11 protein-coding genes are annotated in these 14,090 nt (G+C 62.9%); 1 reads left to right on the top strand and 10 read right to left on the bottom strand.

Translation table 11 applies throughout. The annotated features are described in order from the left end of the window. Nucleotides 1-26 precede the first annotated feature (26 nt). Nucleotides 27-2,759: a preprotein translocase subunit SecA gene (secA, locus tag JYG36_RS05645; RefSeq protein WP_045197346.1), complete on the bottom strand. Its 2,733-nt coding sequence runs from the start codon at nt 2,757-2,759 to the stop codon at nt 27-29. Between the two features lie 283 nt (nt 2,760-3,042). Here secA and JYG36_RS05640 point away from each other — a divergent pair, with 283 nt between their 5' ends. After that, a complete protein-coding gene (locus JYG36_RS05640; RefSeq protein WP_093379832.1) occupies nt 3,043-3,510 on the top strand; it encodes a DUF721 domain-containing protein in 468 nt (155 codons plus the stop codon). Nucleotides 3,511-3,637: 127 nt separating this feature from the next. On the opposite strand, the gene lpxC is transcribed toward JYG36_RS05640, so the two are convergent. The 9 genes from lpxC to murD all read right to left on the bottom strand — a co-directional run bounded on the left by lpxC (nt 3,638) and on the right by murD (nt 14,084). After that, nucleotides 3,638-4,549 carry a UDP-3-O-acyl-N-acetylglucosamine deacetylase gene (gene lpxC / locus JYG36_RS05635; RefSeq protein WP_028943297.1) on the bottom strand — a complete coding sequence of 304 codons (912 nt, stop codon included), beginning with the start codon at nt 4,547-4,549 and terminating at the stop codon, nt 3,638-3,640. Between the two features lie 112 nt (nt 4,550-4,661). After that, nucleotides 4,662-5,849, bottom strand: a complete 1,188-nt coding sequence (gene ftsZ / locus JYG36_RS05630; protein ID WP_045197340.1) for a cell division protein FtsZ — start codon at nt 5,847-5,849, stop codon at nt 4,662-4,664. Between the two features lie 56 nt (nt 5,850-5,905). Continuing rightward, entirely contained in the window at nt 5,906-7,165 is a 1,260-nt protein-coding gene (gene ftsA, locus JYG36_RS05625; protein WP_010220793.1) for a cell division protein FtsA, read from the bottom strand. 15 nt (nt 7,166-7,180) lie between these two features. Then, on the bottom strand, nt 7,181-8,050 hold the full coding sequence (locus JYG36_RS05620) for a cell division protein FtsQ/DivIB (protein WP_038998876.1): 870 nt from the start codon (nt 8,048-8,050) through the stop codon (nt 7,181-7,183). Nucleotides 8,051-8,054: 4 nt separating this feature from the next. Then, nucleotides 8,055-9,014 (bottom strand): D-alanine--D-alanine ligase, encoded by a 960-nt coding sequence (locus tag JYG36_RS05615; protein ID WP_093379827.1) that lies wholly within the window; start codon nt 9,012-9,014, stop codon nt 8,055-8,057. Beyond that, a complete protein-coding gene (gene murC, locus JYG36_RS05610) occupies nt 9,011-10,465 on the bottom strand; it encodes a UDP-N-acetylmuramate--L-alanine ligase (protein ID WP_213603335.1) in 1,455 nt (484 codons plus the stop codon). Before murC ends, JYG36_RS05615 begins: the two co-directional genes overlap by 4 nt. After that, a complete protein-coding gene (gene murG, locus JYG36_RS05605) occupies nt 10,458-11,537 on the bottom strand; it encodes an undecaprenyldiphospho-muramoylpentapeptide beta-N-acetylglucosaminyltransferase (RefSeq protein WP_093379822.1) in 1,080 nt (359 codons plus the stop codon). The genes murC and murG overlap by 8 nt, the downstream gene beginning before the upstream one ends. Beyond that, the gene (ftsW, locus tag JYG36_RS05600) at nt 11,527-12,741 is read right to left on the bottom strand and encodes a putative lipid II flippase FtsW (protein WP_045197333.1); all 1,215 of its coding nucleotides are present in this window, start codon (nt 12,739-12,741) and stop codon (nt 11,527-11,529) included. Before ftsW ends, murG begins: the two co-directional genes overlap by 11 nt. Then, on the bottom strand, nt 12,738-14,084 hold the full coding sequence (gene murD, locus JYG36_RS05595; protein WP_045197331.1) for a UDP-N-acetylmuramoyl-L-alanine--D-glutamate ligase: 1,347 nt from the start codon (nt 14,082-14,084) through the stop codon (nt 12,738-12,740). The genes ftsW and murD overlap by 4 nt, the downstream gene beginning before the upstream one ends. Nucleotides 14,085-14,090: the final 6 nt, after the last annotated feature.

Raw genomic sequence — 14,090 nt, 5'->3', positions numbered from 1 at the left:
GTCAGCGAGGTACTACGGCGTGATGATCAGTCGATCTTGCCGTGGCACTGCTTGAACTTCTTGCCCGAACCGCACCAGCATGGCTCGTTGCGGCCCAGCTTCTGCTCGTTGCGCACAGGCGCGGCGGCCACGGCAACGTCAGCACCGTCTTCCTGCGGTTCAGCTTCAAGGCCCGGGGCCTCGGCGTGCTGGAACTGCATGCGCGCAGCCAGCTCTTCGGCTTCGCGGCGCAGACGGGCCTCTTCCTCGACCGGATCTTCGCGGCGCACCTGAACGTGCGAGAGCACGCGGATGGTGTCGCGCTTGATCGAATCGAGCAGCTCCTGGAACAGGTTGAACGACTCGCGCTTGTACTCCTGCTTCGGGTTCTTCTGCGCATAGCCGCGCAGGTGGATACCGTGGCGCAGATGGTCCATGGTCGACAGGTGGTCTTTCCACAGGTCGTCGAGCACACGCAGCAGGATCTGCTTCTCGAAGGTACGCAGGGCTTCGGCGCTGGCCTGCTCTTCCTTCTCGTTGTAGGCCGCCAGCAGCTCGGTCATGAGCTTGGCACGCAGGGTTTCTTCGTACAGGTGGTCGTCTTCGTCGAGCCATTGCTGAATCGGCAGCTTGACCCCGAAATCGCTGGCCAGGGCCGCTTCCAGGCCGGCCACGTCCCACTGCTCGGGCAGCGATTGCGGCGGAATGTGCTGGGCGACGGTGACGTCGAGCACTTCCTGGCGGAAGTCGGCGATGGTGTCGCCAATGTTGTCGGCTGCCAGCAGGCTGTTACGCATGTGGTAGATGACTTTACGCTGTTCGTTGGCGACGTCGTCGAATTCGAGCAACTGCTTGCGAATGTCGAAGTTGCGGCCTTCGACCTTGCGCTGGGCTTTTTCGATGGCGTTGGTGACCATGCGGTGTTCGATGGCTTCACCGGACTGCATGCCCAGGGCCTTCATGAAGTTCTTCACCCGGTCAGAGGCGAAGATACGCATCAGGCTGTCTTCCAGCGACAGGTAGAAACGGCTCGAACCCGGGTCGCCCTGACGACCGGAACGGCCACGCAGCTGGTTGTCGATACGGCGCGATTCGTGACGCTCGGAAGCAATCACGTGCAGGCCACCGGACTCGATCACCTGCTGGTGACGCTTCTGCCAGTCGGCCTTGATCTGCGCGACCTGCTCGGCGGTCGGGCTGTCCATGGCGGCGACTTCGACTTCCCAGTTACCGCCCAGGAGGATGTCGGTACCGCGACCGGCCATGTTGGTGGCGATGGTCAGCGCACCCGGGCGACCGGCCTGGGCAATGATCTCGGCTTCTTTTTCGTGGTACTTGGCGTTCAGGACCTTGTGATCGATGCCTTCCTTCTGCAGCAGGTTGGACATGTGCTCGGAGGTTTCGATGGTCGCGGTGCCCACCAGGACCGGACGGCCCTGGGTCATGCTTTCCTTGATGTCGGCGATGATCGCCTGGTACTTCTCGTCGGCGGTCAGGTACACCAGGTCGTTGAAGTCCTTACGGGCCAACGGCTTGTTCGGCGGGATCACCATCACGTTGAGGCCGTAGATCGACTGGAACTCGAACGCTTCGGTGTCGGCGGTACCGGTCATGCCCGACAGTTTGTTGTACAGGCGGAAGTAGTTCTGGAAGGTGGTCGAGGCCAGGGTCTGGCTCTCGGCCTGAATGTTCAGGTTCTCTTTCGCTTCGATCGCCTGGTGCAGGCCTTCGGACAGACGACGGCCCGGCATGGTACGCCCGGTGTGTTCGTCGATCAGCAGGATCTGGCCGTCCTGGACGATGTACTCGATGTTGCGATGGAACAGCTTGTGCGCGCGCAGGCCGGCGTAGACGTGGGTCAGCAGGCCCAGGTTGTGCGCCGAGTAGAGGCTCTCGCCCTCGGCCAGCAGGCCGACCTGGGTGAGCATCTCTTCGATGAACTGGTGGCCGGCTTCGTTGAGTTCAACCTGACGGCTCTTCTCGTCGATGCTGTAGTGGCCTTCCTGGGTAACCTGGCCCTCGACTTCCTCGATGTGCTGCTTGAGGCGCGGGATCAGCTTGTTGATCTCGATGTACAGCTTGGAGCTGTCTTCGGCCTGGCCGGAGATGATCAGCGGGGTACGGGCTTCATCGATGAGAATGGAGTCGACTTCGTCGATCACGGCGAAATTCAGCTCGCGCTGGAATTTCTCTTCCATGCTGAAGGCCATGTTGTCGCGCAGGTAGTCGAAACCGAATTCGTTGTTGGTGCCGTAGGTGATGTCGGCGGCGTAGGCAATGCGCTTCTCTTCCGGCGGCTGGAACGGTGTGACGACACCGACGGTCAGGCCGAGGAATTCGTACAGCGGACGCATCCAGTTGGCGTCGCGGCGGGCCAGGTAGTCGTTCACCGTGACCACGTGCACACCTTTGCCCGACAAGGCATTGAGGTACACGCCCAGGGTTGCGACCAAGGTCTTGCCTTCACCGGTACGCATTTCTGCGATCATGCCTTCGTGCAAGGTCATGCCGCCGATCAGCTGCACATCGAAGTGACGCATGCCCATGACCCGCTTGCCCGCTTCACGGGCGACCGCGAAGGCTTCAGGCAACAGCTGGTCGAGGGTCTCGCCTTTGGCCAGGCGCTCTTTGAACGCTGCGGTCTTGGCGCGCAGCTGCTCGTCCGAGAGGGCCACCATCTGCTCTTCGAAGGCATTGACGATCTGTACCGTCTTGAGCATGCGTTTGACTTCACGCTCGTTCTTGCTTCCAAAAAGTTTTTTTAACAAAGGCGCAAACATATCGGCAGGATCTTCCACACGTGGGGATGGAGGGCGGCCCCGTAAGTCGCCCGTGCAGCCCTAATGGCCGCATGCGAACGAGCATTCTACCCGGAAACGATGGTGAGGAAAGTGGCGGATTTCCACGATGCTGGCACAGCGCTTTGACGGGGCATGGTTAAAATAAGGCCTTTTTCGCCAACTTCAAGCCATTGCAACATGAAGTTTTACCCTCGCAGCGCAAACAGGGCCTGCCTGTGGCGATCTGCTAAGATGGCAGCTCTGTAACTTCAGGTGTCCCTTCATGGCTTTTCGCCCCTCGCCAGCCCGCGCTCCCGCTGTCCTTCTGCGCGAAGCCCGGCCGCTCAAAGCCCTGTTCAGCCAGGCCCAGCGCCTGGCGCAACTGCAGAAGCTGCTCGACAGCCAGCTGCAGCCGGCGGCCCGCGAACATTGCCACCTCGCTTCCTGGCGCGAGGGCACGCTGTTGTTGATCGTCACCGACGGCCACTGGGCCACCCGCCTGCGTTACCAGCAAAAACGCCTGCAACGCCAGTTGCAGACCCTGGAAGCCTTTGCCAGCCTGACGCGGATTGTGTTCAAGGTACAGCCACCGACCACCCAGAGCCGCGCGGCCGGGCACACCGCCGACCTGTCGAGCCGGGCGGCCGAAAGTATTCAGGCGACGGCTGAAGGCATCAGCGATCCGAAGCTGCGGGCGGCGCTGGAGCGGTTGGCCAGCCATGCGCGGGATAAGGATGCGGCGGACTCTTGAGGGTATGACTCGACTTGCCCCCGATGCGCCTGCTATCGCGGGGCATGCCCGCTCCTACAGGGGCAACAGGCATAAAAAAGGCCACCCGAAGGTGGCCGAAAAAAACTAAAGAAGAGAGTGTTCGTACTTACACTGCCGCAACCGGACGCATGTAAGAGATCGGTGCCGTGCTGGCATCTTCGAAAGTCACCACTTCCCAGGCGTCTGTTTCCTCGATCAGCTTGCGCAGCAGCTGGTTGTTCAGCGCGTGTCCGGACTTGTAGCCCTTGAACTCGCCGATCAGGCTGTTGCCCAGCAGGTAGAGGTCGCCGATGGCGTCGAGGATCTTGTGCTTGACGAATTCGTCTTCGTAGCGAAGACCGTCTTCGTTGAGCACGCCGTCCTTGTCGACCACGATGGCGTTTTCCACACTGCCACCGAGTGCGAGGTTGTGCTTGCGCAGGTACTCGATGTCACTCATGAACCCGAAGGTACGGGCGCGGCTGACTTCCTTCACAAACGAGGTGCTGGAAAAGTCCACGCTGGCGCTTTGGGTCCGGTTGCGGAACACCGGGTGATCGAAATCGATCTCGAAACTCACCTTGAACCCGTCGAATGGCAGGAAAGTAGCGCGCTTGTCGCCGTCTTCCACTGTCACTTCGCGCAGGATGCGGATGAACTTCTTGGCTGCGTCCTGTTCTTCCAGGCCGGCAGATTGAATCAGGAATACAAAGGGCCCAGCGCTACCGTCCATGATCGGCACTTCGGACGCGGAGAGCTCGACGTAGGCGTTATCGATGCCCAGGCCAGCCATGGCCGAGAGCAAGTGCTCAACCGTGTCTACCTTGGTATCGCCGTTGACCAGTGTCGTCGACATGGTGGTCTCGCCGACGTTGGCCGCGCGGGCGGGAATTTCCACCACGGGGTCGAGGTCGGCACGGCGAAATACGATGCCGGTATCCACAGGTGCAGGTTTGAGGGTCAGGTAAACCTTTTCCCCGGAGTGCAGGCCGACACCTGTGGCACGGATAATATTCTTCAGGGTGCGTTGTTTAATCATGGCATTGGCCGCTTCAGCGCAAATTGCGAACTGGTATCAACAAAGGCTGAGGATAATACCAGACCCGGCCTTTGCTGAACACCAATCACCCTTATACCCCTGATAAATTTCATTAATCGGCCTGACGACGCAGGAATGCCGGGATGTCCAGGTAGTCCAGATCGTCTTGCGGATTAAGTTTTGCAGCAGCCGCAGCACCGGCGTGGGCCTGGTTGCGCATCACGGTCGGACGCTCCAGGTCACGGTAGTTAACCGACGACTCGTTGCGTACAGGGGCCGGAGCCGGGGTCTGCGCCGCAGCGGTCTGCATGGTGTTGTCGATAACCTTGACCGGCTTCTCGATTTTCGCACCCAGGCCAGTGGCAACCACGGTAACGTGCAGCTCGTCGCGCATGTCCGGATCGATAACGGTACCGACCTTGACCATGGCGTGATCGGATGCGAAGGCCTCGATGATGCTACCGACGTCCGAGTACTCACCCAGCGACAGGTCAGGACCTGCGGTGATGTTCACCAGGATGCCGCGAGCGCCCTGCAGGTTGACGTCTTCGAGCAGCGGGTTGCGGATGGCTGCCTCGGTCGCTTCACGTGCACGGTTAGGACCGCTGGCACAGCCGGTACCCATCATGGCCATGCCCATCTCGCTCATCACGGTACGCACGTCGGCGAAGTCGACGTTGATCATGCCCGGGCGCTTGATGATGTCGGAGATACCGCGAACGGCACCGGCCAGTACGTCGTCAGCCTTGGCAAACGCCGACAGCAGGCTGGCGTCCTTGCCGAGGATGGTCAGCAGCTTCTCGTTGGGGATGGTGATCAGCGAGTCGACGCTGTCAGCCAGTGCACGGATGCCCTCGTCGGCAATCTGCATGCGCTTGCGGCCTTCGAACGGGAACGGCCGGGTCACCACGGCAACGGTGAGGATGCCCAGTTCCTTGGCCACTTCGGCGATGATTGGCGCCGCACCGGTACCGGTACCGCCGCCCATGCCGGTGGTGATGAACACCATGTTGGTGCCTTGCAGCACTTCAGCGATGCGCTCACGGTCTTCCAGCGCGGCCTGGCGGCCGACTTCCGGATTGGCACCGGCACCCAGGCCCTTGGTCACGCCGGTACCCAGTTGCAGGATGGTGCGCGCGCCGATGTTTTTCAGCGCTTGAGCATCGGTGTTGGCGCAGATGAATTCGACGCCTTCGATGTTGCTCTTGACCATGTGATTGACGGCGTTGCCACCGCCGCCACCGACGCCGATCACTTTGATGACCGGACTTTGCGGGACGTTGTCTACGAGCTCGAACATTTTCCCTCTCCTTACAGTTCTCTAGTTTTTGCGCCTACTACTACTGCTTTGAAACTTTAAAAGTTGCCCTGGACCCAGCGTTTGAAGCGTTCGAACGCTGGAGCCTTCGGTTCATCGCCATAGCCGTTGTTGCTGCTGCTGATACCGGTCAGGGTCAAGCCGTCGGACTGCTTCTGCAGGCCGTAGGTCAAAAGGCCCACACCGGTGGAATAAATCGGGTTGCGCACCACATCGCTAAGGCCGCGAACACTGTGCGGCACGCCCAGGCGTACCGGCATGTGGAAGATTTCCTCGGCAAGTTCTACCGCGCCTTCCATTTTCGAGGTACCGCCGGTCAGGACGATGCCCGCCGGTACCAGGTCTTCGTAGCCGCTGCGACGCAGTTCGGCCTGGATCAGGGTGAAGAGCTCGTCGTAACGCGGCTCGACCACTTCGGCCAGGGCCTGGCGCGACAGTTCGCGCGGCGGACGGTCGCCGACGCTCGGCACCTTGATGGTTTCACCGGCGCCGGCCAGCTTGGCCAGGGCGCAGGCGTAACGGATCTTGATCTCTTCGGCGTATTGGGTCGGGGTACGCAGGGCCATGGCGATGTCGTTGGTCACCTGGTCGCCGGCAATCGGGATCACCGCGGTGTGACGGATTGCGCCTTCAGTGAAGATGGCGATGTCGGTGGTGCCGCCACCGATGTCGACCAGGCACACGCCGAGCTCTTTCTCGTCATCGGTCAGCACCGAGTAAGCCGAGGCCAGTTGCTCGAGGATGATGTCGTCGATTTCCAGGCCGCAGCGACGCACGCACTTTTCGATGTTCTGCGCGGCATTGACGGCGCAGGTGACCACGTGGACCTTGGCTTCCAGACGCACGCCGGACATCCCCAGTGGCTCGCGCACGCCTTCCTGGTTGTCGATCACGTAGTCCTGCGGCAGGGTGTGCAGGACCCGCTGGTCGGCCGGAATGGCCACGGCCTGGGCGGCGTCGAGCACGCGCTCAAGGTCGGCGGCGCTGACTTCACGGTCGCGGATGGCGACGATGCCGTGGGAGTTCAGGCTGCGGATGTGATTGCCGGCAACACCGACGAACGCCGAGTGGATCCGGCAGCCAGCCATCAGCTGGGCCTCTTCGACCGCACGCTGGATCGACTGCACGGTGGACTCGATATTGACCACCACGCCCTTCTTCAGCCCGCGCGATGGGTGGGTGCCGATACCGACGATTTCCAGGGTGCCGTCGGCGGCGACTTCGCCCACCAGTGCCACGACCTTGGAGGTGCCGATATCCAGCCCGACGATCATTTTGCCGCTATGCGCATTTGCCATGGGTCCTGCCTCTCTCTAATTCTTCGCAACGGCGGGTTGGGCCGTCGTCGGTGCATTCGGTTCCCGCCAGCCAACAGCCAGGCCATTGGCATAACGCAGATCGATGCGGGCGATGTTCGTGATCTGTTCTTTGAGTGTCTTGTCGTAAATGGCAATGAAGCGGCGCATCTTTTCCACCAGATGATCGCGTCCCAGCAGCAGTTCGATACCTGGCCCGGCGCTACCGGCACCGGTGGTCAGGAACCAGCTGCCGCGCTCGCGCAACTCCAGCCGGGCAATCGAAAAGCCCATCGGCCGCAACATCTGGCTCAGGACCTGATATTGCTGCATTACTTTTTGCTGCGCCCGCTGCGGCCCGAACAGCTGCGGCAGGTGCTCGTAGTTGGCCAGTTCACGCGGGGTAAAGGCCTGGCCCTGGTTATTGAGCAAGGCTTCGTCACCCCAGCGCGCGACCGGCAACTGTTCTTCCAGGCGGATCACCACTTCATCCGGCCACACCCGGCGCACTTCGGCGTGGGCGATCCAGGGCATCTGCTCCAGTTCCGCGCGCATGCTCGCCAGGTCGACGGTGAAGAAGCTCGCCGCTACGTAGGGGGCGATCCGCTGCTGCACCGCCTGCTGGCTGATGTAGCTGAGGTCGCCCTGTACGGCGATCTTGGTAATCGGCCGATCGGCGTACGGCATCAGGCGCTGGGCACCTTCGTAGGCGCCAAAACCTGCGACGACCAGCAGCACCGGCCACAGCAGGCGCTTGAACACGCTGAAGTTGGCCTTGGGAAGGCGCGCCGACAGTGGCTCCTTGGCCACCATCCGGCTGGCACCACGCGGCACCGGCTTGTTACGGCCGGGGGCGGGTTGCTGATGACGTAACATCGCGCCTTGCATGGGCTTAACCTCGCGCCGGGGCGCTTGCCGCCAGGATCGCCAGCACCAACTGCTGGAAGTCCAGGCCGGCCGCGCGTGCCGCCATCGGGACCAGGCTGTGATCAGTCATGCCTGGTGCGGTGTTGACCTCGAGCAGCCAGAAACGCCCCTGCTCGTCCTGCATCACGTCCAGGCGGCCCCAGCCGGCGATGCCGATGGCGTCGCAGGCACGGGCAGTCAGGTCGATCAGCTCTTGTTCCTTGGCCGCGTCCAGGCCGCACGGGATGCGGTACTGGGTATCGTTGGCAATGTACTTGGCGTCGTAGTCATAGAAGGTGTGCGGCGTGCCCAGGGCAATCGGCGGCAACACCTGGCCACGCAGGGTCGCGACGGTGAACTCCGGACCATGAATCCATTGTTCGACCAACACTTGCGAATCGTAGGTAGCGGCGTCCTTCCAGGCGGCGATCAATTCGTCGACACCCTGCACTTTCGCCATACCGATACTGGAACCTTCATGGGCCGGTTTGACGATCAAAGGGAAGCCCAGTTCCGCACCTGCAGAAATACAGTCGGCTTCGCTGCTCAGCACGGCGTGACGAGGGGTCGGAATCCCCAGGCTGTGCCAGACCTGCTTGGTCCGCAGCTTGTCCATGGCCAGTGCCGAAGCGAGGATGCCGCTGCCGGTATAAGGGATGCCCAGGCACTCCAGCAAGCCCTGCATGCTGCCGTCTTCACCGCCACGGCCGTGGAGGATGATGAAGGCGCGGTCGATCTTCTCGCTCAGCAGGCGCTGCAGCAGATCGTCACCGACATCGATGGCGACCACGTCGACACCGGCGCTGGTCAGCGCCTGGATGACTGCGGCGCCGGATTTCAGCGAAACCTCGCGCTCGGCGCTCTTGCCGCCGTACAGCACGGCAACGCGGCCGAAGGCTTTCGGGTCGATGGTCGAGTGCAAAGTGGCGTATGCGTTATCAGTCATTTCGACTTCCCCTGACTGGCAACAGCACCAGCGAACAACGGACTCTTGAGTAATTGCGGGGCCAGGCCACCGATGTCACCGGCACCCTGGCACAGCAGGATGTCGCCAGCGCGCAGCAGCGGCTTGACCAGCGGCGCCAGCTCGATGCCGCGCTCGATGTAGATCGGGTCGAGCTGGCCGCGCTGGCGGATGCTGTGGCACAGCTGACGGCTGTCGGCACCGGGGATCGGCTCTTCGCCGGCCGGATAGACTTCCATCAGCAACAGTACGTTGGCGTCGGCCAGGACCTGGACGAAATCGTCGTAGAGGTCGCGGGTGCGGCTGTAACGGTGCGGCTGGTAAACCATCACCAGGCGCCGCTCAGGCCAGCCACCGCGCACGGCCTTGATCACCGCCGCGACTTCGGTCGGGTGGTGGCCGTAGTCGTCGACCAGCATCACGCTGCCGCCCTCTACCGGCAGTTCGCCGTAGACCTGGAAGCGCCGCCCTACCCCCTGGAACCCCGAAAGGCCCTGGACAATGGCTTCATCGCTGATGCCCTCGTCGGTGGCAATGGCGATGGTCGCCAGGGCGTTGAGCACGTTGTGATTGCCCGGCATGTTGACCGACACGTCCAGCGGCTCGCGATCGCGGCGCAGCACGGTGAAGTGGGTCTGCATGCCCGACTGGCGGACACTGATCGCACGCACGTCGGCTTCTTCGCTGAAGCCATAGGTGACCGCCGGACGCTTGACCTGCGGGAGGATCTCGCGCACCACCGGATCGTCCAGGCACATCACCGCCAGCCCGTAGAACGGCAGGTTGTGGAGGAACTCGACGAAGGTTTTCTTCAGTTTGTTGAAGTCGCCTTCGTAGGTCGCCATATGGTCGGCGTCGATGTTGGTGACCACCGCCACCAGCGGCTGCAGGTGCAGGAAGCTGGCGTCGCTTTCATCGGCTTCGGCGATCAGGTAGCGGCTGGTGCCGAGCTGGGCATTGGTGCCGGCTGCATTGAGGCGGCCACCGATGACGAAGGTCGGGTCCAGGCCACCGGCGGCGAACACCGAGGCCAGCAGGCTGGTGGTGGTGGTCTTGCCATGGGTACCGGCAACGGCGATGCCGTGGCGGTAACGCATCAGCTCGGCGAGCATCTCGGCCCGCGGCACCACCGGAATGCGCCGCTCAAGGGCGGTGGCGACTTCCGGGTTGGCGGTGTTGATGGCGCTCGAGACCACCAGCACATCGGCGCTGGCGGCGTTCTCGGCACGGTGACCGATGAAGATCTGCGCACCGAAGGATTCCAGACGCTCGGTGACCGGCGAGGTCTTGAGGTCGGAGCCCGACACCTGGTAACCCAGGTTCAGCAGCACTTCGGCAATACCGCACATGCCCACGCCGCCGATACCGACGAAGTGGATGCGACGGATACGGCGCATTTCCGGTTGTGGCATGGCTTTTTGATTCTCAACCATGGGCCACCTCCAGACAGATATCGACCACGGTGCGGGTGGCAGCGGGCTTGGCCAGGCGCCGGGCAGTGGCGGCCATGGTGGTGAGTTTTTCCGGTTGCATCAGCACCTCGTTCAGGCGTTCAGCGAGTTGCGCTGCGCCAGTTGTCGCTTGTGGCATCAGGAAGGCAGCGCCTTCACGGGCCAGATAATGGGCGTTGTGGGTCTGGTGGTCGTCGATGGCATGGGGCAAGGGCACCAGCATCGAGGGCAAGCCGGCCGCAGCCAGCTCGCTGACAGTCAGCGCACCCGCGCGGCAGACCACCAGATCAGCCCAGCCATAGGCATGGGCCATGTCCTTGATGAACGGCTCTACCTGAGCCTCGACACCCGCCTGGCGATAACGCTCGGCGGTAATCTGGTCGTGCTGCTTGCCAGCCTGGTGGAACACCTCGGGACGAATCTCCTGAGGCACCTGGGCCAGGGCCTGGGGCAGCAGCTTGTTCAGCGGTTCGGCACCCAGGCTTCCGCCGAGTACCAGCAAGCGAGGCCTGCGCGCGCCCAGGGGCTCGCGCAGGGTTTCCATGAACAGTTCGCTGCGCACCGGGTTTCCGGTGGTGCGCAGTTTGTCCGACGCCGCGAAGGTGTCGGGGAAAGCTTCGCAGACTCGGCCAGCCAAGGGCACCAGCAGCCGATTGGCGGTACCGGCGCGGGCGTTCTGCTCGTGAATCACCACCGGCACGCCGCAGAGCTTGGCGGCTACGCCACCGGGGCCGGTCACGTAGCCACCGAAGCCGACCACGCACACCGGCTTGAGCTGACGAATGATCCGCCGCGCCTGCAGCACCGCCTTGACCAGGGTGAACGGCGCCTTGAGCAACGACAGCTTGCTCTTGCCGCGCAGGCCGGTGACCTGGATCAGGTGCAATTGCAGGCCTGCCTGGGGCACCAGCTCGTTCTCGATACCGCGAGGGGTGCCCAGCCAGTGCACGCTGAAGCCGCGCGCCTGGAACTCACGGGCGCAGGCCAGCGCCGGGAACACGTGGCCCCCGGTGCCGCCGGCCATGATCAATACGTTCTTGCCGTTAGCGGCCATGATTCGGCTCCTCGGCAAAATCGCTTTCATCGAATTCGTGTTCTTCACTGCCCAGGTGCGTGCGGCTCTCCCACTCGATCCGCAGCAGCAAGCCGACGCAGGCGCAGCAGATCACCAGCGAGCTACCGCCGTAACTGAGGAACGGCAGGGTCAGGCCCTTGGTCGGCAGCAGGCCGACGTTCACGCCGATGTTGATCAGGAACTGACCAATCCACAGGAAGGCCAGGCCGAAAGCCATGTAGGCGGCAAAGAACTGCTTGGCTTTTTCAGCCCACAGGCCGATGTACAGCGCGCGCACAGTGACAAACACAAACAGCGCCACGGTGACCAGCGAGCCGACCACGCCCAGTTCTTCGGCAAGCACCGAGAAGACGAAGTCGGTGTGCGCTTCGGGCAGGTAGAACTGCTTCTGCACGCTGTTGCCCAGGCCGACACCCAGCCACTCGCCGCGACCGAAGGCGATCAGCGCCTGGGTCAGCTGGTAGCCGGAGCCGAACTGATCCGACCAGGGGTCGGTAAAGGTAATCAAACGTGCCATCCGGTAGGGCTGGGCCTGGACCAGGATGAACACCGCCGCCACCGCCAGCACCACCATCAAGCTGAAACGGAACAGACCGACGCCACCAAGGAACAGCATCGCTGCCGCCGCGCCCATCATGACCACCGTGGCACCGAAGTCCGGCTCCATCAGCAGCAGGCCGGCCATTGGCAACAGCACGATGAACGGCTTGAAGAAGCCCATCCAGCTTTCGCGCACTTCCTGCTGGCGACGCACCAGGTAACCGGCCAGGTAAATGACCACGAAGACCTTGGCGATTTCCGAGGGCTGGACGTTGAAGAAGCTGAAGCCGATCCAGCGCATCGAGCCGTTCACTTCGCGGCCGATGCCCGGCACCAGTACCAGCACCAGCAGGCCGAAGGCGCCGACCAGCATGGTGAAGCCCATCTTCTGCCAGGTGGCGATCGGCACCATCATGGTGACGATGCAGGCAAAGACGCCGATGGCCACGTACACCAGGTGGCGAAACATGTGATACAGCGGGTTGCCCGACTGCGCCGCGGCGACTTCCGAGGACGCCGAGGTGATCATCACCAGGCCGAGGCCGAGCAGCGCCAGGCAACCGGCGAGCATGGCGAAATCGAGGTCGATGCCGCGACCGCTGATCAGCGGCGATGGATAAGGCTTGATGATGCCGAAGATCATGCCAGCCCTCCTGCGGCCTGGGCGAACAGGCGCCCACGCTCTTCGAAGTTTTTGAACATGTCCAGGCTCGCGCAGGCCGGCGACAACAGCACGGCATCGCCAGGCTGGGCCAGTTCGGCGCATTGCTGCACGGCTTCATCGAGGGTGTTCACCCGGATCTGCGGCACGTCGTCGCCCAGGGCTTGCGCCAGGCGCTCGGCATCGCGGCCAAGCAGCACAACGGCGCGGCAGTTGGCTGCAACCGGTGCGCGCAGGGCGCTGAAGTCGGCACCTTTGCCATCGCCGCCGGCGACCAGCACCAGCTTGCCGTCGATATCGGCGCCCAGGCCTTCGATCGCCGCCAGGGCGGCACCGACGTTGGTCGCCTTGGAGTCGTCATACCAGTTCACGCCGTTACGCTCGCGGATCCACTGGCAACGGTGGGCAAGGCCTGCGAAGGTGCGCAGGCTGGAGAGCATGGCGTCCATCGGCAAACCGACCGCATGGCCCAGGGCCAGGGCCGCCAGGGCGTTGGACTGGTTGTGGGCGCCGCGAATCTTCAGCTCGCGCACCGGCATCAGATTCTGGAATTCGAACGCCAGGTACTTCTCGCCGCTCTCTTCGCGCAGACCGAAGGCTTTGAAGTCGGGGGCGTTCAGACCAAAGGTCCATACCGGTTGGCCTTCAGACAACAGAGGCCGGCTCAGGGCATCCTGGCGGTTGACCACCACCTGGCGCGCACCACGGAAGATCCGGTGCTTGGCCAGATGATAGGCCGGCAGGCCGCTGTAGCGGTCCATGTGGTCTTCGCTGACGTTGAGCACGGTGGCCACTTCGGCGTTGAGCTGGTCGGTGGTCTCCAACTGAAAGCTCGACAGCTCCATCACGTACAGCTCGACGTCGTCGCTGAGCAAATCCAGCGCCGGGGTACCGAGGTTGCCGCCGACCGCCACACGTTTGCCTGCCGCGGCGGCCATTTCGCCAACCAGGGTGGTGACGGTGCTTTTGGCGTTGGAGCCGCTGATGGCAATGATCGGCGCCTTGGCGTTGCGGGCGAACAGTTCGATATCGCCCGACAGCTTCACGCCGCGGGCAGCGGCCTGTTGCAGGGCCGGGGTGGCAAGGGCCAGGCCGGGGCTGACATACAGCTCGTCGGCGCGGCAGAGAAACTCGACGTCCAGCTCGCCACAGCGCACTTCCACCTGCGGGAAATCACGGCGCAGGGTGTCCAGTTCCGGCGGGTTGTCACGGGTGTCGGCAACCGCAAAGGCAATGCCCCGGTTCGCCAGGAAGCGAACCAGGGACATGCCGCTCTTGCCGAGGCCGACAACGATGCGGAAGTGGTCAGAAGCGATCAAGGACACGCGTTT

The sequence above is a fragment of the Pseudomonas sp. SORT22 genome (assembly GCF_018417635.1).
Taxonomy (GTDB): Bacteria; Pseudomonadota; Gammaproteobacteria; order Pseudomonadales; family Pseudomonadaceae; genus Aquipseudomonas.
This window is presented reverse-complemented; position numbering and strand designations above follow the sequence as displayed.

Excerpts from the sequence above, each read along its gene's own strand:
- murC (WP_213603335.1), bottom strand. The coding sequence starts at position 10,465 with ATGGTTGAGAATCAAAAAGCCATGCCACAACCGGAAATGCGCCGTATC.
- JYG36_RS05615 (WP_093379827.1), bottom strand. The coding sequence starts at position 9,014 with ATGACTGATAACGCATACGCCACTTTGCACTCGACCATCGACCCGAAA.
- secA (WP_045197346.1), bottom strand. The coding sequence starts at position 2,759 with ATGTTTGCGCCTTTGTTAAAAAAACTTTTTGGAAGCAAGAACGAGCGT.
- JYG36_RS05640 (WP_093379832.1), top strand. The coding sequence starts at position 3,043 with ATGGCTTTTCGCCCCTCGCCAGCCCGCGCTCCCGCTGTCCTTCTGCGC.
- ftsA (WP_010220793.1), bottom strand. The coding sequence starts at position 7,165 with ATGGCAAATGCGCATAGCGGCAAAATGATCGTCGGGCTGGATATCGGC.
- lpxC (WP_028943297.1), bottom strand. The coding sequence starts at position 4,549 with ATGATTAAACAACGCACCCTGAAGAATATTATCCGTGCCACAGGTGTC.
- ftsZ (WP_045197340.1), bottom strand. The coding sequence starts at position 5,849 with ATGTTCGAGCTCGTAGACAACGTCCCGCAAAGTCCGGTCATCAAAGTG.
- JYG36_RS05620 (WP_038998876.1), bottom strand. The coding sequence starts at position 8,050 with ATGCAAGGCGCGATGTTACGTCATCAGCAACCCGCCCCCGGCCGTAAC.
- ftsW (WP_045197333.1), bottom strand. The coding sequence starts at position 12,741 with ATGATCTTCGGCATCATCAAGCCTTATCCATCGCCGCTGATCAGCGGT.
- murG (WP_093379822.1), bottom strand. The coding sequence starts at position 11,537 with ATGGCCGCTAACGGCAAGAACGTATTGATCATGGCCGGCGGCACCGGG.